This window comes from Phocaeicola intestinalis (genome assembly GCF_014837065.1).
Taxonomy (GTDB): domain Bacteria; phylum Bacteroidota; class Bacteroidia; order Bacteroidales; family Bacteroidaceae; genus Phocaeicola; species Phocaeicola intestinalis.
The window spans coordinates 1-17163 of record NZ_JACSPP010000073.1; the positions used below are offsets into that span (position 1 = coordinate 1).

The window sequence follows — 17163 nt, forward strand, 5'->3', positions numbered from 1 at the left end:
CTTGCTTTGGGCTGTATGATTCCCGCTATTAGGGCTCATTAGGGACTTGCACCCGTTAGCTAATACTCATGCCGAGCATACATCAGGAAGAGGCAAGGAAACCAATGTGTTTACTTGCCTCTTTTCACACCTGAAAGACACAAGCAAACACAGATTTTTTGCTTATTGCTTATGTGCTTCTCTGTGTTGTCTGTGAATTCATGTGTCCTGTGACAACATCAACAAAAAGCATAAATCCATACCACACATTGTATAACAGCTGCGCATTCTCCCATCACAGCCAATTATACAGCAAAAACACAAGCGGTATAAAAGAAATTCGCATTTTTCAAGAAAAAAAACGACTATTATTTTGTGAATATCAAAAAAAACCTTACCTTTGCACCCGTTATCGAAAGAGGACGATACACAATCGGAATGTAGCGCAGTTGGTAGCGCACTACGTTCGGGACGTAGGGGTCGGGCGTTCGAGTCGCCTCATTCCGACATAAAGACGAAGATAGAAATAATTCTATCCTCGTCTTTATTTTTTAGACACTTCATGAAGTCCCCTGCCGAAAGCCTGTGTATCAAAATCGTCATAATGGGACTACAAATCGGTCATTTTGCGCCTTTTTGTTTTTTAATACATTCATTTTTCGATATTTCTTTCTATTTTTGTATGGATAATATAAGAACCTTATCAAATTAATACCTTATAAAATGAAAGAAAGAATTTTAGTAACTGGCGGTACGGGCTACATAGGTTCGCATACCGTAGTAGAATTGCAAAACAACGGGTACGATGTAGTGATTGTGGATAACCTGTCAAACTCACGCGCCGATGTGGTGGACAACATTGAAAAAATAACTGGCATCCGCCCCGCTTTCGAACACGTAGACTGTCTGGACTATGCCGCACTGGAAAACGTATTCACGAAATATCCAGGCATAAAAGGAATTATTCACTTCGCTGCCAGCAAAGCCGTAGGCGAGTCTGTACAGAAACCTCTGCTATACTACCGCAACAATATCGTCTCGCTTATCAACCTGTTGGAACTGATGCCGAAATACAATGTAGAAGGCATCATCTTCTCTTCTTCGTGCACCGTTTACGGCCAGCCCGACCAGCTTCCTGTAACCGAAGAAGCTCCTATCAAGAAAGCGGAATCTCCTTACGGAAACACCAAACAAATCAACGAGGAAATCATCCGTGACACCATCGCTTCAGGTTCGCCTATCCATGCTATCTTGTTGCGCTACTTCAACCCGATTGGTGCACATCCGACAGCTCTTATCGGTGAATTGCCCAATGGAGTTCCGCAGAACCTCATCCCTTACTTGACTCAGACCGCTATCGGTATCCGTGAAAAGCTGACCGTATTCGGTGATGACTACAACACACCCGACGGTTCTTGCATCCGTGATTACATTTACGTAGTAGACTTGGCAAAGGCACATGTCACAGCAATGCACCGTATTCTGGACGGCAAGCAGAAAGACACAGTAGAGGTATTCAACATCGGTACTGGAAAAGGCGTTTCTGTATTGGAATTGATTCACGCTTTTGAAGCTTCGACAGGTGTAAAACTGAACTACCAGATAGGCAAACGGCGCGCAGGAGATATCGAACAAGTATGGGCAGACCCGACATACGCCAACAACGAACTAGGCTGGAAGGCAGAAACTTCACTGGAAGACACACTGCGCTCGGCATGGGAATGGCAACTGAAACTGCGTGAGAACGGAATCCAATGATAATTGGATAATGAATAGTTAATAATGCCAATCAGGAGTTAAAATGGAGTTATAAGAAGTTATCACCCGCATAGTGGGCTAGGAGTTAGATGACAATACCTCTTGCATTATTTCAGAAGCAGGACTATTGGCCTTTAATTCCTGAATGAAGTGATAACTTCTGTGAAACATAATTACGTTTAACTCCTGATTCGCATTATTAACTATTAACTGCTTAAAGTTTTACCGAAATCTTCTTTCCCGAATAGCTGACTTTCTTATCAGCCTCTGCGATAACAGTTTCTGCTGTCTGCTTGCCGGGCTGCATCAGTGTGATGCGGAAGTTGCGGCGTTTCAACATCGTAGGATATTCCCCTTTACGGTCTTCAATGGTAAGTGTGCGAGAGGCATCGTCCCAAGAGAAACGAATGGTAGAGAACATGCCTTTTTCGTAATTGTAATTGTCACCTTCGTCTTCGTATAATGTAAACTCACCATCGGCACCTGGATAAATGCAGAGGTCGAGGTTATCCCATTTCTTTTCATCCGAATATTGCACTTCTGGACCTAACGGAAGGATGCTTCCCGCCTTGATGTAAAGCGGAAGGATGTCGACAGGACACTCACGGCTGATTTCCTGTCCGCCTTCTACCGGCTCGTTGGTCCAAAAATCAATCCATTTCGTACCCTTCGGCAGATAAACCTTCATCGGTGCGGACGCTTTAGCAATATCAGGCACGATAGCCACTCCTTTATTGCCTTCTACCTTTTTCGTATAAAGCGGGTCAGTCACAGGACGTACCAAAATATTCTTTCCAAAGAGATATTCGTTGTCCAGCAAAATGGCTTTTCGATCGTGGGCAAAATCCATCACCAACGGACGCATCATCATGCCGTTTTCTTGTACTACTGCACCGTTTAAGCTATATATATAAGGCAGCAGGCGATAACGCAATTCGATAAAACGCTTCTGCACATCGTATGCCCAGTCGCCTTCCTTGCCGAAGAGCCATATTTCATTCATCATGGGCGATGAACAGTGGTTACGCATCAAGGGCATGAAGCATCCCCACTGGAACCAACGTGCATGCAATTCCTGATAAGCAACATTGGTACAATCATTGTTGTACTCCCAACCAAAGAAACCACCTAGATCTGTATTCCAAAATGGAATACCGCAAAGCGTGAAATTCAGTCCGGCAGGAATCTGCTGGCGCAATACATCCCAACTGGATACAACGTCACCACTCCAGCTTAATGCACCATAATGTTGCTGACCCAAATAGCCTGAACGGGTCATCTGGAATACACGTTTTTCATCTGACACACTGCGCTGATGCTCATAAATGCCCCGGTTGTGCACCAAGGGGAAAGCATTGTGGTTCGAGCGGAACGAACCATCGGCAGTCATCAGGTCGAAATCACTCTCTTTGGGATTCAAGTGGTCGGGCTCGGTAGAGTCAGTCCACCACGCATCAATACCCATATTGTGCAAATGACTGAGATAACGCCAATACAAATCGCGTGCGTCTTTATTGAACGGGTCATACGGATGCGCGCCCGACTTGGGAGGCCATGTCTCGAATTTCAGCAAAGCACCCATCTTATCCAACTCCTTGAATTGACCGGTCCACGGTCCGAAGCTTGCCCATACCGAAATCATCAGGTGGGCATGGTTCTTGTGTACATATTCCACCATTTCTTCCGGACTCTTGATACGAGGTTTCGGATATTTCGCTTTCGGGTCTTCTCCGTTGGGCAGATAACGCATGGCTACCGGATCGGCCATTTTATTGATATAACGGGGATTCATAAACTTCATCGCGTTCCAGTTCGAGTCGCATCCCCAATATTGCCAGTCTTGCACAATGCCGTCGAGTGGAATCTCCAGTTTACGGTAACGGTCTAGCACATCGCACAATTCATCGGGGCTTTTATAACGCTCGCGGCATTGCCAATAGCCCATGGTCCACAACGGAAACATGGTTGCCTTTCCTGTTAGGTCACGAACACAAGCGATTACACCGTCCTGCGTACCATCACGATACAGAAAATAATAATCCGAGCAATGCCCTACCTGCGAAGAGAACGAGGTTTCGTAGGGCGTATCGCTGAAATCCGAAATGCCCGGATTGTCCCAGTACACGCCATATCCTTTTTCAGAAGTAAAATAAGGAATGCAGATATTCGTGTTCCCGTTCGATAGATGAATCTGCTGATTCCGATGGTTCATTGCTCCGCTTTGGCGTTGCCCTAATCCATAAATGACTTCTTCAGGTTGGAGGACAAACGACTGACTGACGGTATAAGCGTCTTGCGTAACGTCTTTGCGCGAAATAAAGTTTGTTCCCATTTCCTTTTCTTGTAACAAAGTCTTTCCTTTCCCATCCGCATAAACGACTTTTCCAGTAGTAATATCAAGTGTAACGGTCATATTGGAAGTAGTCATCCGCACTTTGCTCCCGTCCTGCGCATAAGTAATATCTACTTTTTCGGGAGTCTTGATAATGGGATAACTCTTTTTTTCAGGCATCTCTGCCGATGGATACTTCACTACGCGCACGATGGATGGCGCATAAAACACCACTTCTCCATTCAATATAGGCGAAGCAGTCTGAAATTTTACTCCATGTTCGGTCTTCTCATAGGTCTGTGCCCAAGTTGCCATACACGATGCCAGTGCTGCAAACAGAATCAAATTTCGTTTTTTCATGATAAAGCTATTTTCTATATTTTGATTATATAACAACTTCACAAAGATAATCCATTTCATATCTTATATGATGTACCAACGTTGCAAGAAACAATACAAATGTTGAAAACTGCCTTGTTTTTCAATGACAGTCCATAAAAAATCCATCCACAACATACGAAAAAATCATTGCGGATGGATTATAAAAAACTGCCCTCAGTTTATTGCGGGTTCTGTGTCAGATTGCTATTAGTCAACATAATCTTATTAGGTATCGGATACAGATTCCGGTTCGGGTTACTCTTATCATGAGAGAACCATGATTTCGTTGTAAATACACCAAACCGAATCATGTCTTGACGGCGACGTCCTTCTTGACAAAATTCCCATCCTAATTCGTCTAAGAAACGACCATATTTTATATCTTCTCCACCTTCGTGGGTTTCCATATTTTCATCACGGCGTCCATAATCATAACAACTACCTTCTTCCAATTGCTGATCAGTCACAATAGCGTCATTTATGTCCTCGAATGCACGTTTACGAACTTCGGTAACCAACTCCCCAGCACCTGGTTGCCCCGAACGCATCAATGCTTCTGCTTTCATCATCAAAATATCTGCATAGCGGAATAAAGGCCAATCATTACTTAAACGGTTAGTTATCCCTTGAGCATACTCAAACTTACCCCAACGATAGCCATCATCTACATCAGAAGCATCAATAGAAGGCACTGAATTCGTATAAATCAGCGGTCCTTCACCATCGCTTCGTTGCAAGATTTCACCTGAAGCTGTATATTGCTGACCTTGAATATAATTTTGTGCCAGACGAAGGTCATTCGGATGGAAGGTGTCAATGAATTGCGGTATAGCACATACACCTCCCCAAGGCCGTTCAGTAAATTGATAAGTATCTTGGTTTTCCGGAGCCAGTGTGTACATATGGAAATCAAAATCATTCCAGCCGGTTACGTAAATTTCATCAAAAGGCAATGCGAAAATGATTTCTTTTGAATTTTCATTATTCGTAACAAATATATTCTTTTGGTTCGATTCCAAAGCATATTCATTGGAAGAATTAGCAAAATTAATCACTACATCGCATTCGTCTATACACTTTTGCCATTGCGGAGTACCTGACCATACTTCTGCATTCAAATACATTTTAGCGAGCAATGTATGGGCAGCCCATTTATTAAAACGTCCATAATAATATCCACGTGGAGTTTCTGATAACAAATCAATATTCTCTGTCACTTCTTTTATGATAAAGTCGAATACCTCTTTCCGTGTAGACTGTTTAGGTAAAGAAGAATCCTTGAAGTCTGTCACAATAGGCACATTTCCATAAAGGTCTACCAATATATAATAATAAGATGCGCGTAACACTTTCAATTCTGCAATCAAAGGTTCTCTTGTAGCCTCATCCACCGTGATTTCTCCATCCTCTATCTGAGAAAGAATCCGGTTGCAGGTATTAATGCCGTTGTACGTGCGTTCCCAACCCTGCAATACCCCGTCATCTTCTGTAGTCCATGTATGCTCATGCCAACGCTTATAGATATATCCGTCTACCCAACCAATACCCAAACGAGCAGGAATAACATCCTGATCGGCAGACAATTCCTGAGAACGGACAACCCCATTCCATTGCAAAAAAGTTTCACGCCACGGAATATAAGCCGCATTCACCAAATAACTTACTTCCTCTTCGGTTTTGGGGGAATAGTTTTCTGATACCACTTGCCCAAAACTTTCATCTAACAGATTGGTACATGCACTGCTGCTTGCTAAAAGTACAGCCATCAGCCCAATCGAACATAATTTATGATTTATCGTATTTTTCATTGCCGTAAATATTGAAAAAATTAAAACTTAACATTAACTCCGAAAGTAAACGAACGTGATGTCGGATACCGGTCTCGCGTATCATATCCAGGTGTCAGTCCATCGGTGGGAACTTCCGGATCGATACCTTTATAACCTGTAATAGTCAACGCATTCAATACCGAAGCATACAGACGCAAAGACTTTATATATTTCCCAATCTTACCGAAATTATATCCCAAGGTAATATTATCTATTTTCCAGTAATCACCATCCTCTACATAATAGCTGTTAAATTCAGGTTCAACTTCCGGACTTAATGTATGCTTACCAAAAATCAAATCATTGACAGACTTTAAACGGTTTTCTACACGGGAATTCTTCACATTTTCATAGTTCATACGGGCACCGTTGATAATTTGGAAACCAAACGCACCACGCATGGTAATGGCCAAATCAAAATTCTTGTAACGGAAGTTATTGTTCCATCCAGCATAATATTTCGGCAAACCGTTTCCGATAACATGTTTGTCTTCCGGAGCATGAGTGAAATCTTTGTAATTAACTAAATTACCATTCCGGTCTTCATAAATCCAACGTCCTTCGCTATCCACATCAACAACTTTAAATCCATAAAAATTACCAATACTTTCTCCTACTTGCACCCGATGGGATGATGCCACTTGTCCGGCATATTCTACTGAACCAGTATCGAAATAATCATACTCGGTTTTAAAAATGCTTCCTGAAAGGCTCTCCAACTTGTTCGAGTTGAAAGAGAATGTTGCTGCAGTGCTCCATTCAAAATCTTTTGTCTGTACCGGAATCACATTAACCAGCACTTCGACACCCTGGTTTCTCATCTTACCACCATTAGCGGTAGTTGTATTATATAAGTTCGGAGGAGTGGGCACCGCATAATCATAAATCAGACCGTCCACCAAGCGGTTATAATAATCAATCGTTCCAGATAAACGTCCATTCCAAGAAACCCAGTCAAGACCTATGTTCGTTTCTTTCTTTTCTTCCCAACGCAAATCCGGATTCGGATTAGAAGCTGGAACAATAGTTTGTATCCATGCATTATTCACGTATGCATACGAACCATATTTAAGCATAGCCACTCCTAAAAATGATTTAGCAGGCTGGGAACCTGTCACACCATAACCTATACGAAGCTTCAAATCATCGAATACATTCTGATGTTGCATGAATGATTCTTCTGTGATTCTCCAACCGAATGAAACTGAAGGGAACAATCCCCATGCATTATCAGTCCCCCACAACTGACTTGCACCTTCATAACGCAAGGCGGCCATAAACAAGTAGCGGTTTTTCCATGAATAAGTAGCACGACCAAAAAAACCAATCAGGTTGGTACGTGTCTTGCTGGAACCTGCCGATGCTTTTCCTTCTTTCAAAGCAGACCCGATACCGATATTGTGCCATCCGCCAAAATAATCGTCTTGGAATCCGTAATTGTCAAAATAAAGATCTTCATAATCAGTTTCATCATACGTATATCCCCCCATGATAGAGAATGTATGTTCATTAATGTTCTTATTATACTGCGCTGTCAATTCCATCAATTTTTCCATTTCTGTAGAAGAACCGACAGAAGACCATCCGTCTTTATGGTCACGCAATGCCGAGATATGATTTTGAGTTTCACTATATCCACGGTTCATGTTCTTTCGGGTATAAGAAAACATGGCAGACAACGTCAAGTCCTTAATCGGATTATATGTAATACTTCCATTATAACGTAATTCTGTTCGTTTCACATTTCCTCCTGCTTCATACAGCAAAGCCAATGGATTTTCATATTCGAACTTGTTTACATTTTCATACCACGACCCGTCCTCATTACGTATAGGTTCGGTCGGATTACGGCGTGTAGCTTGTGAATAGACAGCTCCACGAAAACTTCCTCCGCTGGTAGTAGACTCCATTTGGCTTTTTCTTCCGAATACACCAAATTTCAATCTTACCTTATCATCAAACATCCGATGCGTAATTTCGACACGCCCGCGGAAATTCTCAAAATCTGATTTTTTCATGGTTCCCTGAAGGTCTGCATAATTGATATTGGCTATGTAACTGGTTTTCGAATTGCCTCCCATCAAAGAAAGGTTATGCACATGACTGACAGGAGTACGGGTTATTTCGTCTACCCAATCTGTATTATAACCATAATCATAATCCGGATACAATGCGGCAAATTCACGTCCGTCCAGCATATCCAATTTATTTGCCAACATAGATGTACTGATGTATCCACTATAATCTACCGCACAAATATCCCCTCCTTTAGCTTGTTTGGTTGTAATCAAAATCACACCATTCGTACCGCGTGTACCATAAATGGCTGCTGCAGAACCGTCTTTCAACACATCTACGCTTTCTACGTCTTCCGGTGCTACCGTGCTTAAATCACCCGGAACACCATCAATCAATATCAATGGATTTGTATTTGCACCACCAATAGTATTCGTTCCTCTCAAGCGTATCTGCGTTCCTCCTGCCGGGTCACCACTCGGATTGGTAATAGCCAAACCAGCCACTTTACCTTGAATCAATTGACCGACATCTTTGACCGCCCCTTTTACAAAGTCATCTGCCTTCACACTGGCCACCGCACTGGTTACATCTCCCTTACGTTGCGTACCGTAACCGATTACCACCACTTCGTCCAGCAATTCCGTATCTTCGCGCATAGTTATTTGCAAAGTCTTGTTTGCTTGAGCCAATACACGTTCAGGTTTGAAACCGATAAAAGAAACTTCAAGCATAGCCTTCTTTGTTACTTCCAGAGAAAAATTTCCATCCAAATCGGTAATTGTACCGTTTGTAGAACCTTCCTCTTTGATAGAAGCACCAATAACTGGCTCTCCGTTCCTGTCTACTACCTTTCCTGTCACCTTGATTTTTGCTTGCTGCTGTTGCGATTGTATACCATTGCCCAACTGCTCCTTCATGCCGGTATCTAACGGGACAGACAATGAAAATACCGACCCATTCAAACAAAATGTGGCCAAAATAGCCAACATTACACCTTTTGAGTTTTTCATAAAAATAAGATTAAAAAATTAAATTAACAATTATGTTTTCATTGTATAAAATGAATCACTACAAAGGTAATTTGTTTCATGTCATACACAATGCACTTATGTTGCAAGGAATAACATAAATGTTGAAAACCCAAGTATTTTTTCAATGTTTTCTTTTCCGATTCACATATAGAGATGGCCGTACCCCGAATTCTTCCTGAAAACATTTACTAAGATAACTCGATGTACTAAAACCTACCATATCTGCCACTTCGGCTACTGTATAACCCTCTTCCAACAAACGGGCGGCCTGCTTCAGCCGAACGGAACGAATAAAACTAGTTGGTGTTTTTCCTACTATTGCTACCAATTTCCGATATAATCCGGTACGATCCATACAAAGGTCACGGCTCCATGCCTCAACCGAATATGCCGGATTTGTAAGATTCTGTTCCACATAATACAATGCCTTACGGATAAAAGCCTCATCAGATTCCGACAACAAAGCATTCTCCTTATCAGGCAATACCTTTTCCTGCGATTGTCTTTTCCGTTCTCCTTGCTTTTCCAATAAACGACGCATATCCATTAACAGCGCATCCAAATCAAGTGTTTTCTCATCCGCAGGCAAAGGAAGCAATACGCCGTCAGCCAATTGCCCTATCAGATTTTTCAATCCTAAAGTTTCCTGTTTTATTCCCTGCAACCGACGCTTCATACAACCTTCATTCACCGAATAAAGTGCCTCATCCAAAGAAGGCAACATTTTTTCTATAGGAGCCTGCAATTCTTGATTGATGTTTTGCAAAAATATGCCCTTCATTTCGTCCAACTTCTCTTTTTGTTCACGTATCAGAGAACGTTTCTTATAACGTAAATAACCAGTTAACGAACCTACAATTGCCCCTAATGCAGCCAAGACATAAAGTAAGTAAGCCCACGGAGTCTGCCAGAAAGGAGGATTCACCGTAATATGTAATTCAGCATAACACCCTTGCCAATTTTCACCGTTACGTGTTGCACGAACACGAAAACAGTACGTTCCAGGAGGCACATCCGTATAAGTGACATATCCTCGTCCGTCTGAAGAACGCATCTGCAATTCTTTCTCATCTAACCCTTCTAAACAATACCGATAATACGTCTGAGTAGGATTGATATAATTTAAAGCAGAAAACTCCAATGAGAAAAAATTCTGGTCATGTTCCAATACAATCTCTTGCATCTGTGACAAAGGACGTTCCAAAATCACCCTACCATCGTATGCCACTCCTTGCTCTACCCGCTTCCCAAACAAATTAAAGCCGACAAAAAGCGGAATAAAAGGAGACTGCCCTAACACCCGTTTAGAAGAAGAAAGGCTATTGAATCCATTGATGCCCCCCCAATAAATTGTACCGTCAGAAGCTTGAAAGACTGAACGGGAACAAAACTCATTCTCAATAACTCCGTCCAATTGATTGAAATTGGCAAATGAATAACGGTCTGTCCCATCTCTCCCCGAATGAACCGTCAGATAAGAAAGTCCGTTAGCTGTTGCAATCCAAAGCGTAGAATCAGAAGTCGCAATAATTGAACGGATTACATTATTGACCAAACCGTCTGTTGTATAAAATGTACGTTTAGTACCTGTTCTTGGATTCCAGTACACCAACCCATCTTCTTGCCCTATCCAGATATTCTTTTCAGAATCAATTAATACATCATTACAAGGATGTAAAGGCGAAATGTGCAACGAATCGCTTATTGAAATGTTCTTGCGAAATACAGACAAGCCTGTTTTTTTCAATGGAGAAAGTACATTATCAGGAGTATATTCAAATATGCCTTCCGTTGTTTCCACCAATAGCTGATGTTCATCGGTTTCTCTAAAGCCTATAACCTGTAAATCCTCATCATCTGTAACCGGAAATAAAGTCCGTCCGATATTACGGAAACGAAAACGGTCTGGATGATAATAAAGCATACCTCTATTCAACGTACCGACCCACAATCCGCCACGGGCATCATGATAAAGCGTGCTTAATTCAGTCTCTATTTTCCGCCCGTCTACTAACTTCACCGCAGGAATGTAGTGTTTTTGACTTAAATCCGATGAAATAAACCAAAGCCCTTCTGCACAAGTCAGCCACACATTCCCTTCCCCATCGGGCGAAATATCATTTAGCCAATAAGGTACACGAAGCACTTCAGTCCACTTACATGATTCATAATCATAATAAAGCAATGCACCGCCACTTTTCCCGTTACACAATTGATAAAAACCGTCTTGACGTGCCACGGCATATGATGTATTTCCATACCAATCCTCCGGCAAGACATCGCCTAACTTCTTTCGATACATTTCACGCCGGGAAGTCAAATCATAGCAAAACAATGTACCTGAATGATAAAACAAATAAAGTTTTCCCTTGGATACTGCCAAATCATAAAGTGAATCATCCTTTTGTCCTGACAAAGAAGACACTTGATGCAATATACATTTTGCCTGCAAATCCTTGCTATGGATACAAACCAGCTTATCACTTTCTGTCACTACCCAAAGAGTCTTCTCCTCATCCATGAAAAAATCCTTCAATGGTTCATCCACCCCCCATTGCCTCAATAAACTATCCGGACGGGCTAACATCCGCTCTGTGGTGATATCCACCGCCACAAGCATGTACCAATTCTTCATCCATACATGCCCATGCCCGTCTATATATTCATGATGAAAACCAGAATAAGTAGAAAGTTTACAAATATGTTCTGGTCCATAATGCAGGTAAGTGAATCCTGTGCCGTCATACAAATTAAACTGGCCGACCGTAGTTATCAACATGCGTCCATCGGGAAGCTGGGCAATGTTCCTCACTTGATTACCTGATAACCCTTGTGTAGCATCAATTGGTGTGAACACCACGAAAGGCACTTCTGCAAAGACACGTCCTGCTGCGAATGCCATATAGATATATATAATAAGGAGCAAACGCTTCATCCTATTTCTTGTTTTTCTTAGGTTAAGTTACAACAAAGATATATGATTCTTTCTCCATATCCAAACAGATTCTTTCAAATCATACTTTCCCACTCTTGATTTAGCACAAGATTTTCAATAAAAATCCGATTATTCCTCTTTCGAAAGAACACAATAATCGGCTTTCCCTTAATTTTGCACCCGATTTAGTTGGAGTAGTATGGCACAATCAAAAGAAATGACTTCGGGGCGTTCCCTGCCGTTGATATTCAACTTCACCCTGCCCCTTCTGCTGGGCAACCTGCTTCAGCAAACCTACTCGCTGGTAGATGCCGCCATCGTGGGCAAATTCTTAGGCATCAATGCTTTGGCATCGGTAGGAGCCAGCACTTCGGTGGTATTCCTGATACTGGGGTTCTGCAACGGATGCTGCGGAGGCTTCGCTATCCCCGTGGCACAGAAGTTCGGTGCAAGAGATTATGTCACGATGCGCCGTTACGTATCTGTAAGCCTGAAAATAGCCGGAGTCATGTCGGTGGCGATAACCGTCATTACCAGTTTGCTTTGCGCCTTCATCCTACGAAGCATGCAAACTCCTGAAAATATCTTCGAAGGAGCTTATCAATACCTGCTCATCACATTCATCGGTATTCCGTGCACATTCTTCTACAACCTGCTTTCGAGTGTTATCCGGGCTTTGGGAGACAGCAAGACCCCTTTCTGGTTCCTGCTTCTTTCTACCGTATTAAACATATTCCTCGACCTGTTCTGCATTTTGGTATTGGGCTGGGGAGTGGCAGGAGCTTCAATAGCTACGGTAGTATCTCAAGGCGTATCCGCACTCTTATGCTACCTTTATATGAACCGTAAGTTCGAGATATTGCGCACCACAGCTTCCGACCGCCGATTCCGTCCCGAACTTGCCAAGCAACTTTTGTCTATCGGTGTACCGATGGGACTTCAATTCTCCATTACCGCCATTGGCAGTATCATGCTGCAAAGTGCCAACAATGCATTAGGCACGGCGTGCGTTGCGGCATTTACGGCTGCGATGCGTATTAAAATGGTATTTATGTGCGCCCTCGACAGTTTAGGCATGGCGATGGCTACCTATAGCGGACAAAACTACGGAGCAGGCAAACCCGACCGTATCTGGCAAGGAATCAAGTCGGCAGTAGGCATGATGATGATTTACATTATAGCAGTAAACATCATCATCTGGGGTTGGGCAGATAAGATAGCCCTTCTGTTTGTCGACCCGAGCGAAACGGAAATCATTAAAGATACGGCTCTCTTTGTCCATATCAACGTTTCTTTCTTCCCCTTGCTCGGATTGCTGAGTGTTCTTCGCTACAGCATTCAGGGAGCCGGCTATACCAAACTCGCCATGTTTTCGGGGGTATCCGAAATGATAGCCCGTGTGTTGGTCAGCCTCATCGTAGTTCCGGCATTCGGATTCTTAGGTGTATGTTTCGGCGACCCTACCGCATGGCTCTTCGCCTGCCTCTTCCTGATTCCTGCCTTCTCGTATGTTTACCGGCGGCTGAATCTCATCGTAGCGAAAGAGAGAAATTAATTTTTTCACCACAGATTACACAGATTAAGAAGCTGTTTTGAATTTCTCCAAAAAGTTTTTCTTGGCTTGATGTATCCGTTTTCGTGCGTGCTTTGGGCGATTTTTTGGTCCTTTCCGCTCCTGTTCTTCGTCAGATAGCCCGCTATCTTCCTCATCACAAAAGCGAAAATGCCTCAAAAACTCATCCCAAATCATCGCACGATAAATTCAAAACAGCTTCTAAATCAACTATCACGATGAACCATTCATATCACATTGATTGATTTAATCTGCGTAATCTGTGGTGAACTTCAAATTTGGTCACTTTTACATTTTTCGCTATCTTTGCGCACAAAACGCTGTAATCAAGTAAACTATATGAAGAATATCCGAAATTTCTGCATCATCGCCCATATTGACCATGGGAAATCCACACTTGCCGACCGCTTGCTGGAATACACCCAGACTATCAAAATCACCGAAGGGCAGATGCTCGACGACATGGACCTGGAACGGGAACGCGGCATCACCATCAAGAGCCACGCTATCCAGATGGAATACACCTACGGAGGCGAAAAATACATTCTCAACCTCATCGATACCCCGGGGCACGTAGACTTCTCATACGAAGTGTCACGCTCCATCGCTGCGTGTGAAGGAGCCTTACTGGTAGTGGATGCCTCGCAAGGAGTACAGGCACAGACTATCTCAAACCTCTACATGGCATTGGAACACGACCTGGAAATCATCCCCGTAATGAACAAATGCGACATGGACAGCGCTATGCCCGAAGAGGTAGAAGACGAAATCATCGACCTGCTGGGATGCAAGCGTGAGGAAATCATCCGTGCTTCGGGAAAGACCGGTATGGGCGTGGAAGAAATACTGAAAGCAGTTGTCGAACGGATACCTTGTCCGCAAGGTGATGAAAACGCACCACTCCAAGCATTGATTTTCGACTCTGTCTTTAACTCGTTCCGCGGCATCATCGCCTATTTTAAAGTAGAAAACGGCATCATCCGCACCGGCGACAAAGTAAAATTTTTCAATACAGGAAAAGAATACGATGCCGATGAAGTAGGCGTACTGAAAATGGATTTAGTACCACGCAAAGAACTGCGAACAGGTGATGTAGGCTACATCATCTCGGGCATCAAGACTTCACGTGAGGTTAAGGTGGGCGATACCATCACCCACATCGACCGCCCATGCGAGAAAGCCATTGAAGGCTTCGAAGAAGTAAAGCCGATGGTATTTGCCGGTGTTTACCCTATCGAGGCGGAAGATTATGAAAACCTGCGTTCCTCACTGGAAAAACTCCAGTTGAATGATGCCTCGCTCACTTTTCAACCCGAATCGTCTCTCGCACTTGGTTTTGGCTTCCGATGCGGATTTCTGGGCTTGCTCCACATGGAAATTGTACAGGAACGGTTAGACCGCGAGTTCAATATGAACGTCATCACCACCGTGCCCAACGTATCATATATGGTATACGACAAGCAAGGAGGCGTACAGGAAGTGCATAACCCCGGCGGTATGCCCGACCCGACACTTATCGACCACATCGAAGAGCCCTACATCGATGCCTCCATCATCACCACGACCGACTATATCGGTTCTATCATGACGCTCTGTTTGGGCAAGCGTGGCGAACTGGTGCGCCAAGACTATATTTCGGGCAACCGCGTGGAACTGCATTACAAGATGCCACTGGGCGAAATCGTCATCGACTTCTACGATAAACTGAAAAGTCTTTCAAAAGGATATGCCTCGTTCGATTATCATGCGGCAGGATTCCGCCCCTCAAAACTGGTGAAGCTGGACATCCTGCTCAATGGCGAACCGGTAGATGCGCTCTCTACCCTCACCCACGTAGACAATGCATACGAACTGGGACGCCGTATGTGCGAAAAACTAAAAGAACTCATTCCACGCCAACAGTTCGAAATAGCTATCCAGGCAGCTATCGGCTCAAAAATCATTGCCCGCGAAACCATCAAGGCTGTACGTAAGGATGTAACGGCAAAATGTTATGGAGGCGACGTGAGCCGCAAACGCAAATTGCTTGAAAAGCAAAAGCGCGGAAAGAAACGTATGAAACAAATCGGCACAGTGGAAGTGCCGCAAAAAGCTTTTCTGGCAGTGCTGAAACTGGATTAAACAAGTAGGCCGAACGCAAAGATACAATATGAATGTCCGCATTCCTCCCCAATCATTATACTATCATTTTGGGCATAATCATTGGGGATGGCCGCTGCGGACATTACTTGTTCTTTTTCCGGACAAGACTGTATCGGCAAAGAAAGATACAGTCCTCGCATAATCCTAATCTACCAGGACTGCAGTCCTAGTAGATATAGGACTGGAGTACTGGTTATATAGGACAACAGTCCTGACAGCATAGGACTGGGACAGGACTGCAATTCATCTTGCCACGCAGTTGATAAGTAGATGTTGAGAATTAGTTTATATAATGTGTCTGCTCAGAAACACAGGATTAACACAGATTTTCGCGGATTCTTTTAATTTACTATTTTCCGATTTACGAAGTACGATTTAAAGCTCAAATAGTAGATAGCAAATTGTCAAATCGTAAATTACAATAATCTGCGCTAATCCGCGAAAATCTGTGTTTCTGGCAATATCATTTAATTTTGCACACTTACTTATATGCTAGAAACTGTTTTGAATTTCTCCAAAAAGTTTTTCTTGTCTTGATGTATTCGTTTTCAGAACAGTTTCTTAGAACTTACAGAATCTGAAGAGCTATCTGTGCACATGCCTCAGCGTCAGCCAGCGCATGATGATGTTTAGTCAAGTCGTATCCACAACAAGCCGCTACAGTCTGCAACTGATGGTTAGGCAACTGCTTGCCAAAAACACGCCGCGAAGCACGGCATGTACAATAAAAGGTATAATCGGGATAATCCATTCCATATGTGCGGAACACTGCCTTTAGGCACCTCTCATCGAAAGGACTGTTGTGAGCCACTAAAGGCAAATCCCCTATAAGCCGGGCTATTTCCGCCCATACCTCCGGAAAAAGCTGCGCATGGGCTGTATCTTGGGAGGTCAATCCATGCACGCGCGTATTCCAATATGCATAATAATCAGGACACGGACGTATCAAACGGTAGAGCTTGCCGACTATCTTTCCTTCACGTACCACTACCACCCCGACACTACATACACTGGATGGACATTCATTGGCTGTTTCGAAATCGATGGCAGCAAAATCTTTCATAGAATGAATATCAAGAAAAAAAATAAAGGATTAATTTAAATGGAAGTGGGCGTTGACGGATTCGAACCGCCGACCCTCTGCTTGTAAGGCAGATGCTCTGAACCAGCTGAGCTAAACGCCC

The 17163-nt window shown here is 43.2% G+C and carries 9 protein-coding genes and 2 tRNA genes; 4 read left to right on the top strand and 7 right to left on the bottom strand.

Annotated elements, in window-relative coordinates; genetic code table 11:
- Positions 1-413: 413 nt before the first annotated feature.
- A tRNA-Pro gene (locus tag H9625_RS15670) sits at positions 414-486 on the top strand.
- Positions 487-702: 216 nt separating this feature from the next.
- Complete coding sequence (galE, locus tag H9625_RS15675; protein WP_191765262.1) at positions 703-1737, top strand: UDP-glucose 4-epimerase GalE; 1035 nt, start codon at positions 703-705, stop codon at positions 1735-1737.
- 214 nt (positions 1738-1951) lie between these two features.
- Here galE and H9625_RS15680 read toward each other — a convergent pair whose 3' ends face one another.
- From H9625_RS15680 to H9625_RS15695, 4 genes are all read right to left on the bottom strand, one after another.
- Positions 1952-4429 (bottom strand): glycoside hydrolase family 31 protein, encoded by a 2478-nt coding sequence (locus H9625_RS15680; RefSeq protein ID WP_225226470.1) that lies wholly within the window; start codon positions 4427-4429, stop codon positions 1952-1954.
- A gap of 200 nt (positions 4430-4629) precedes the next feature.
- Entirely contained in the window at positions 4630-6258 is a 1629-nt protein-coding gene (locus tag H9625_RS15685) for a RagB/SusD family nutrient uptake outer membrane protein (protein ID WP_087210624.1), read from the bottom strand.
- A 20-nt stretch (positions 6259-6278) separates the two neighbouring features.
- Positions 6279-9215: a SusC/RagA family TonB-linked outer membrane protein gene (locus H9625_RS15690; protein ID WP_087210646.1), complete on the bottom strand. Its 2937-nt coding sequence runs from the start codon at positions 9213-9215 to the stop codon at positions 6279-6281.
- Between the two features lie 235 nt (positions 9216-9450).
- Positions 9451-12264, bottom strand: a complete 2814-nt coding sequence (locus H9625_RS15695; RefSeq protein ID WP_191765264.1) for a helix-turn-helix domain-containing protein — start codon at positions 12262-12264, stop codon at positions 9451-9453.
- 199 nt (positions 12265-12463) lie between these two features.
- Here H9625_RS15695 and H9625_RS15700 point away from each other — a divergent pair, with 199 nt between their 5' ends.
- Positions 12464-13819, top strand: a complete 1356-nt coding sequence (locus H9625_RS15700) for an MATE family efflux transporter (RefSeq protein ID WP_022039670.1) — start codon at positions 12464-12466, stop codon at positions 13817-13819.
- A gap of 24 nt (positions 13820-13843) precedes the next feature.
- Here H9625_RS15700 and H9625_RS15705 read toward each other — a convergent pair whose 3' ends face one another.
- Complete coding sequence (locus H9625_RS15705; RefSeq protein WP_158098050.1) at positions 13844-14014, bottom strand: hypothetical protein; 171 nt, start codon at positions 14012-14014, stop codon at positions 13844-13846.
- A gap of 162 nt (positions 14015-14176) precedes the next feature.
- Here H9625_RS15705 and lepA point away from each other — a divergent pair, with 162 nt between their 5' ends.
- On the top strand, positions 14177-15958 hold the full coding sequence (gene lepA / locus H9625_RS15710) for a translation elongation factor 4 (RefSeq protein ID WP_087213449.1): 1782 nt from the start codon (positions 14177-14179) through the stop codon (positions 15956-15958).
- 589 nt (positions 15959-16547) lie between these two features.
- On the opposite strand, the gene H9625_RS15715 is transcribed toward lepA, so the two are convergent.
- Together H9625_RS15715 and H9625_RS15720 are read right to left on the bottom strand one after the other, a co-directional pair.
- Positions 16548-17042, bottom strand: coding sequence for a 3'-5' exonuclease (locus tag H9625_RS15715; RefSeq protein WP_087213452.1), 495 nt, complete (start codon positions 17040-17042; stop codon positions 16548-16550).
- Between the two features lie 46 nt (positions 17043-17088).
- Positions 17089-17163, bottom strand: a tRNA-Val gene (locus tag H9625_RS15720).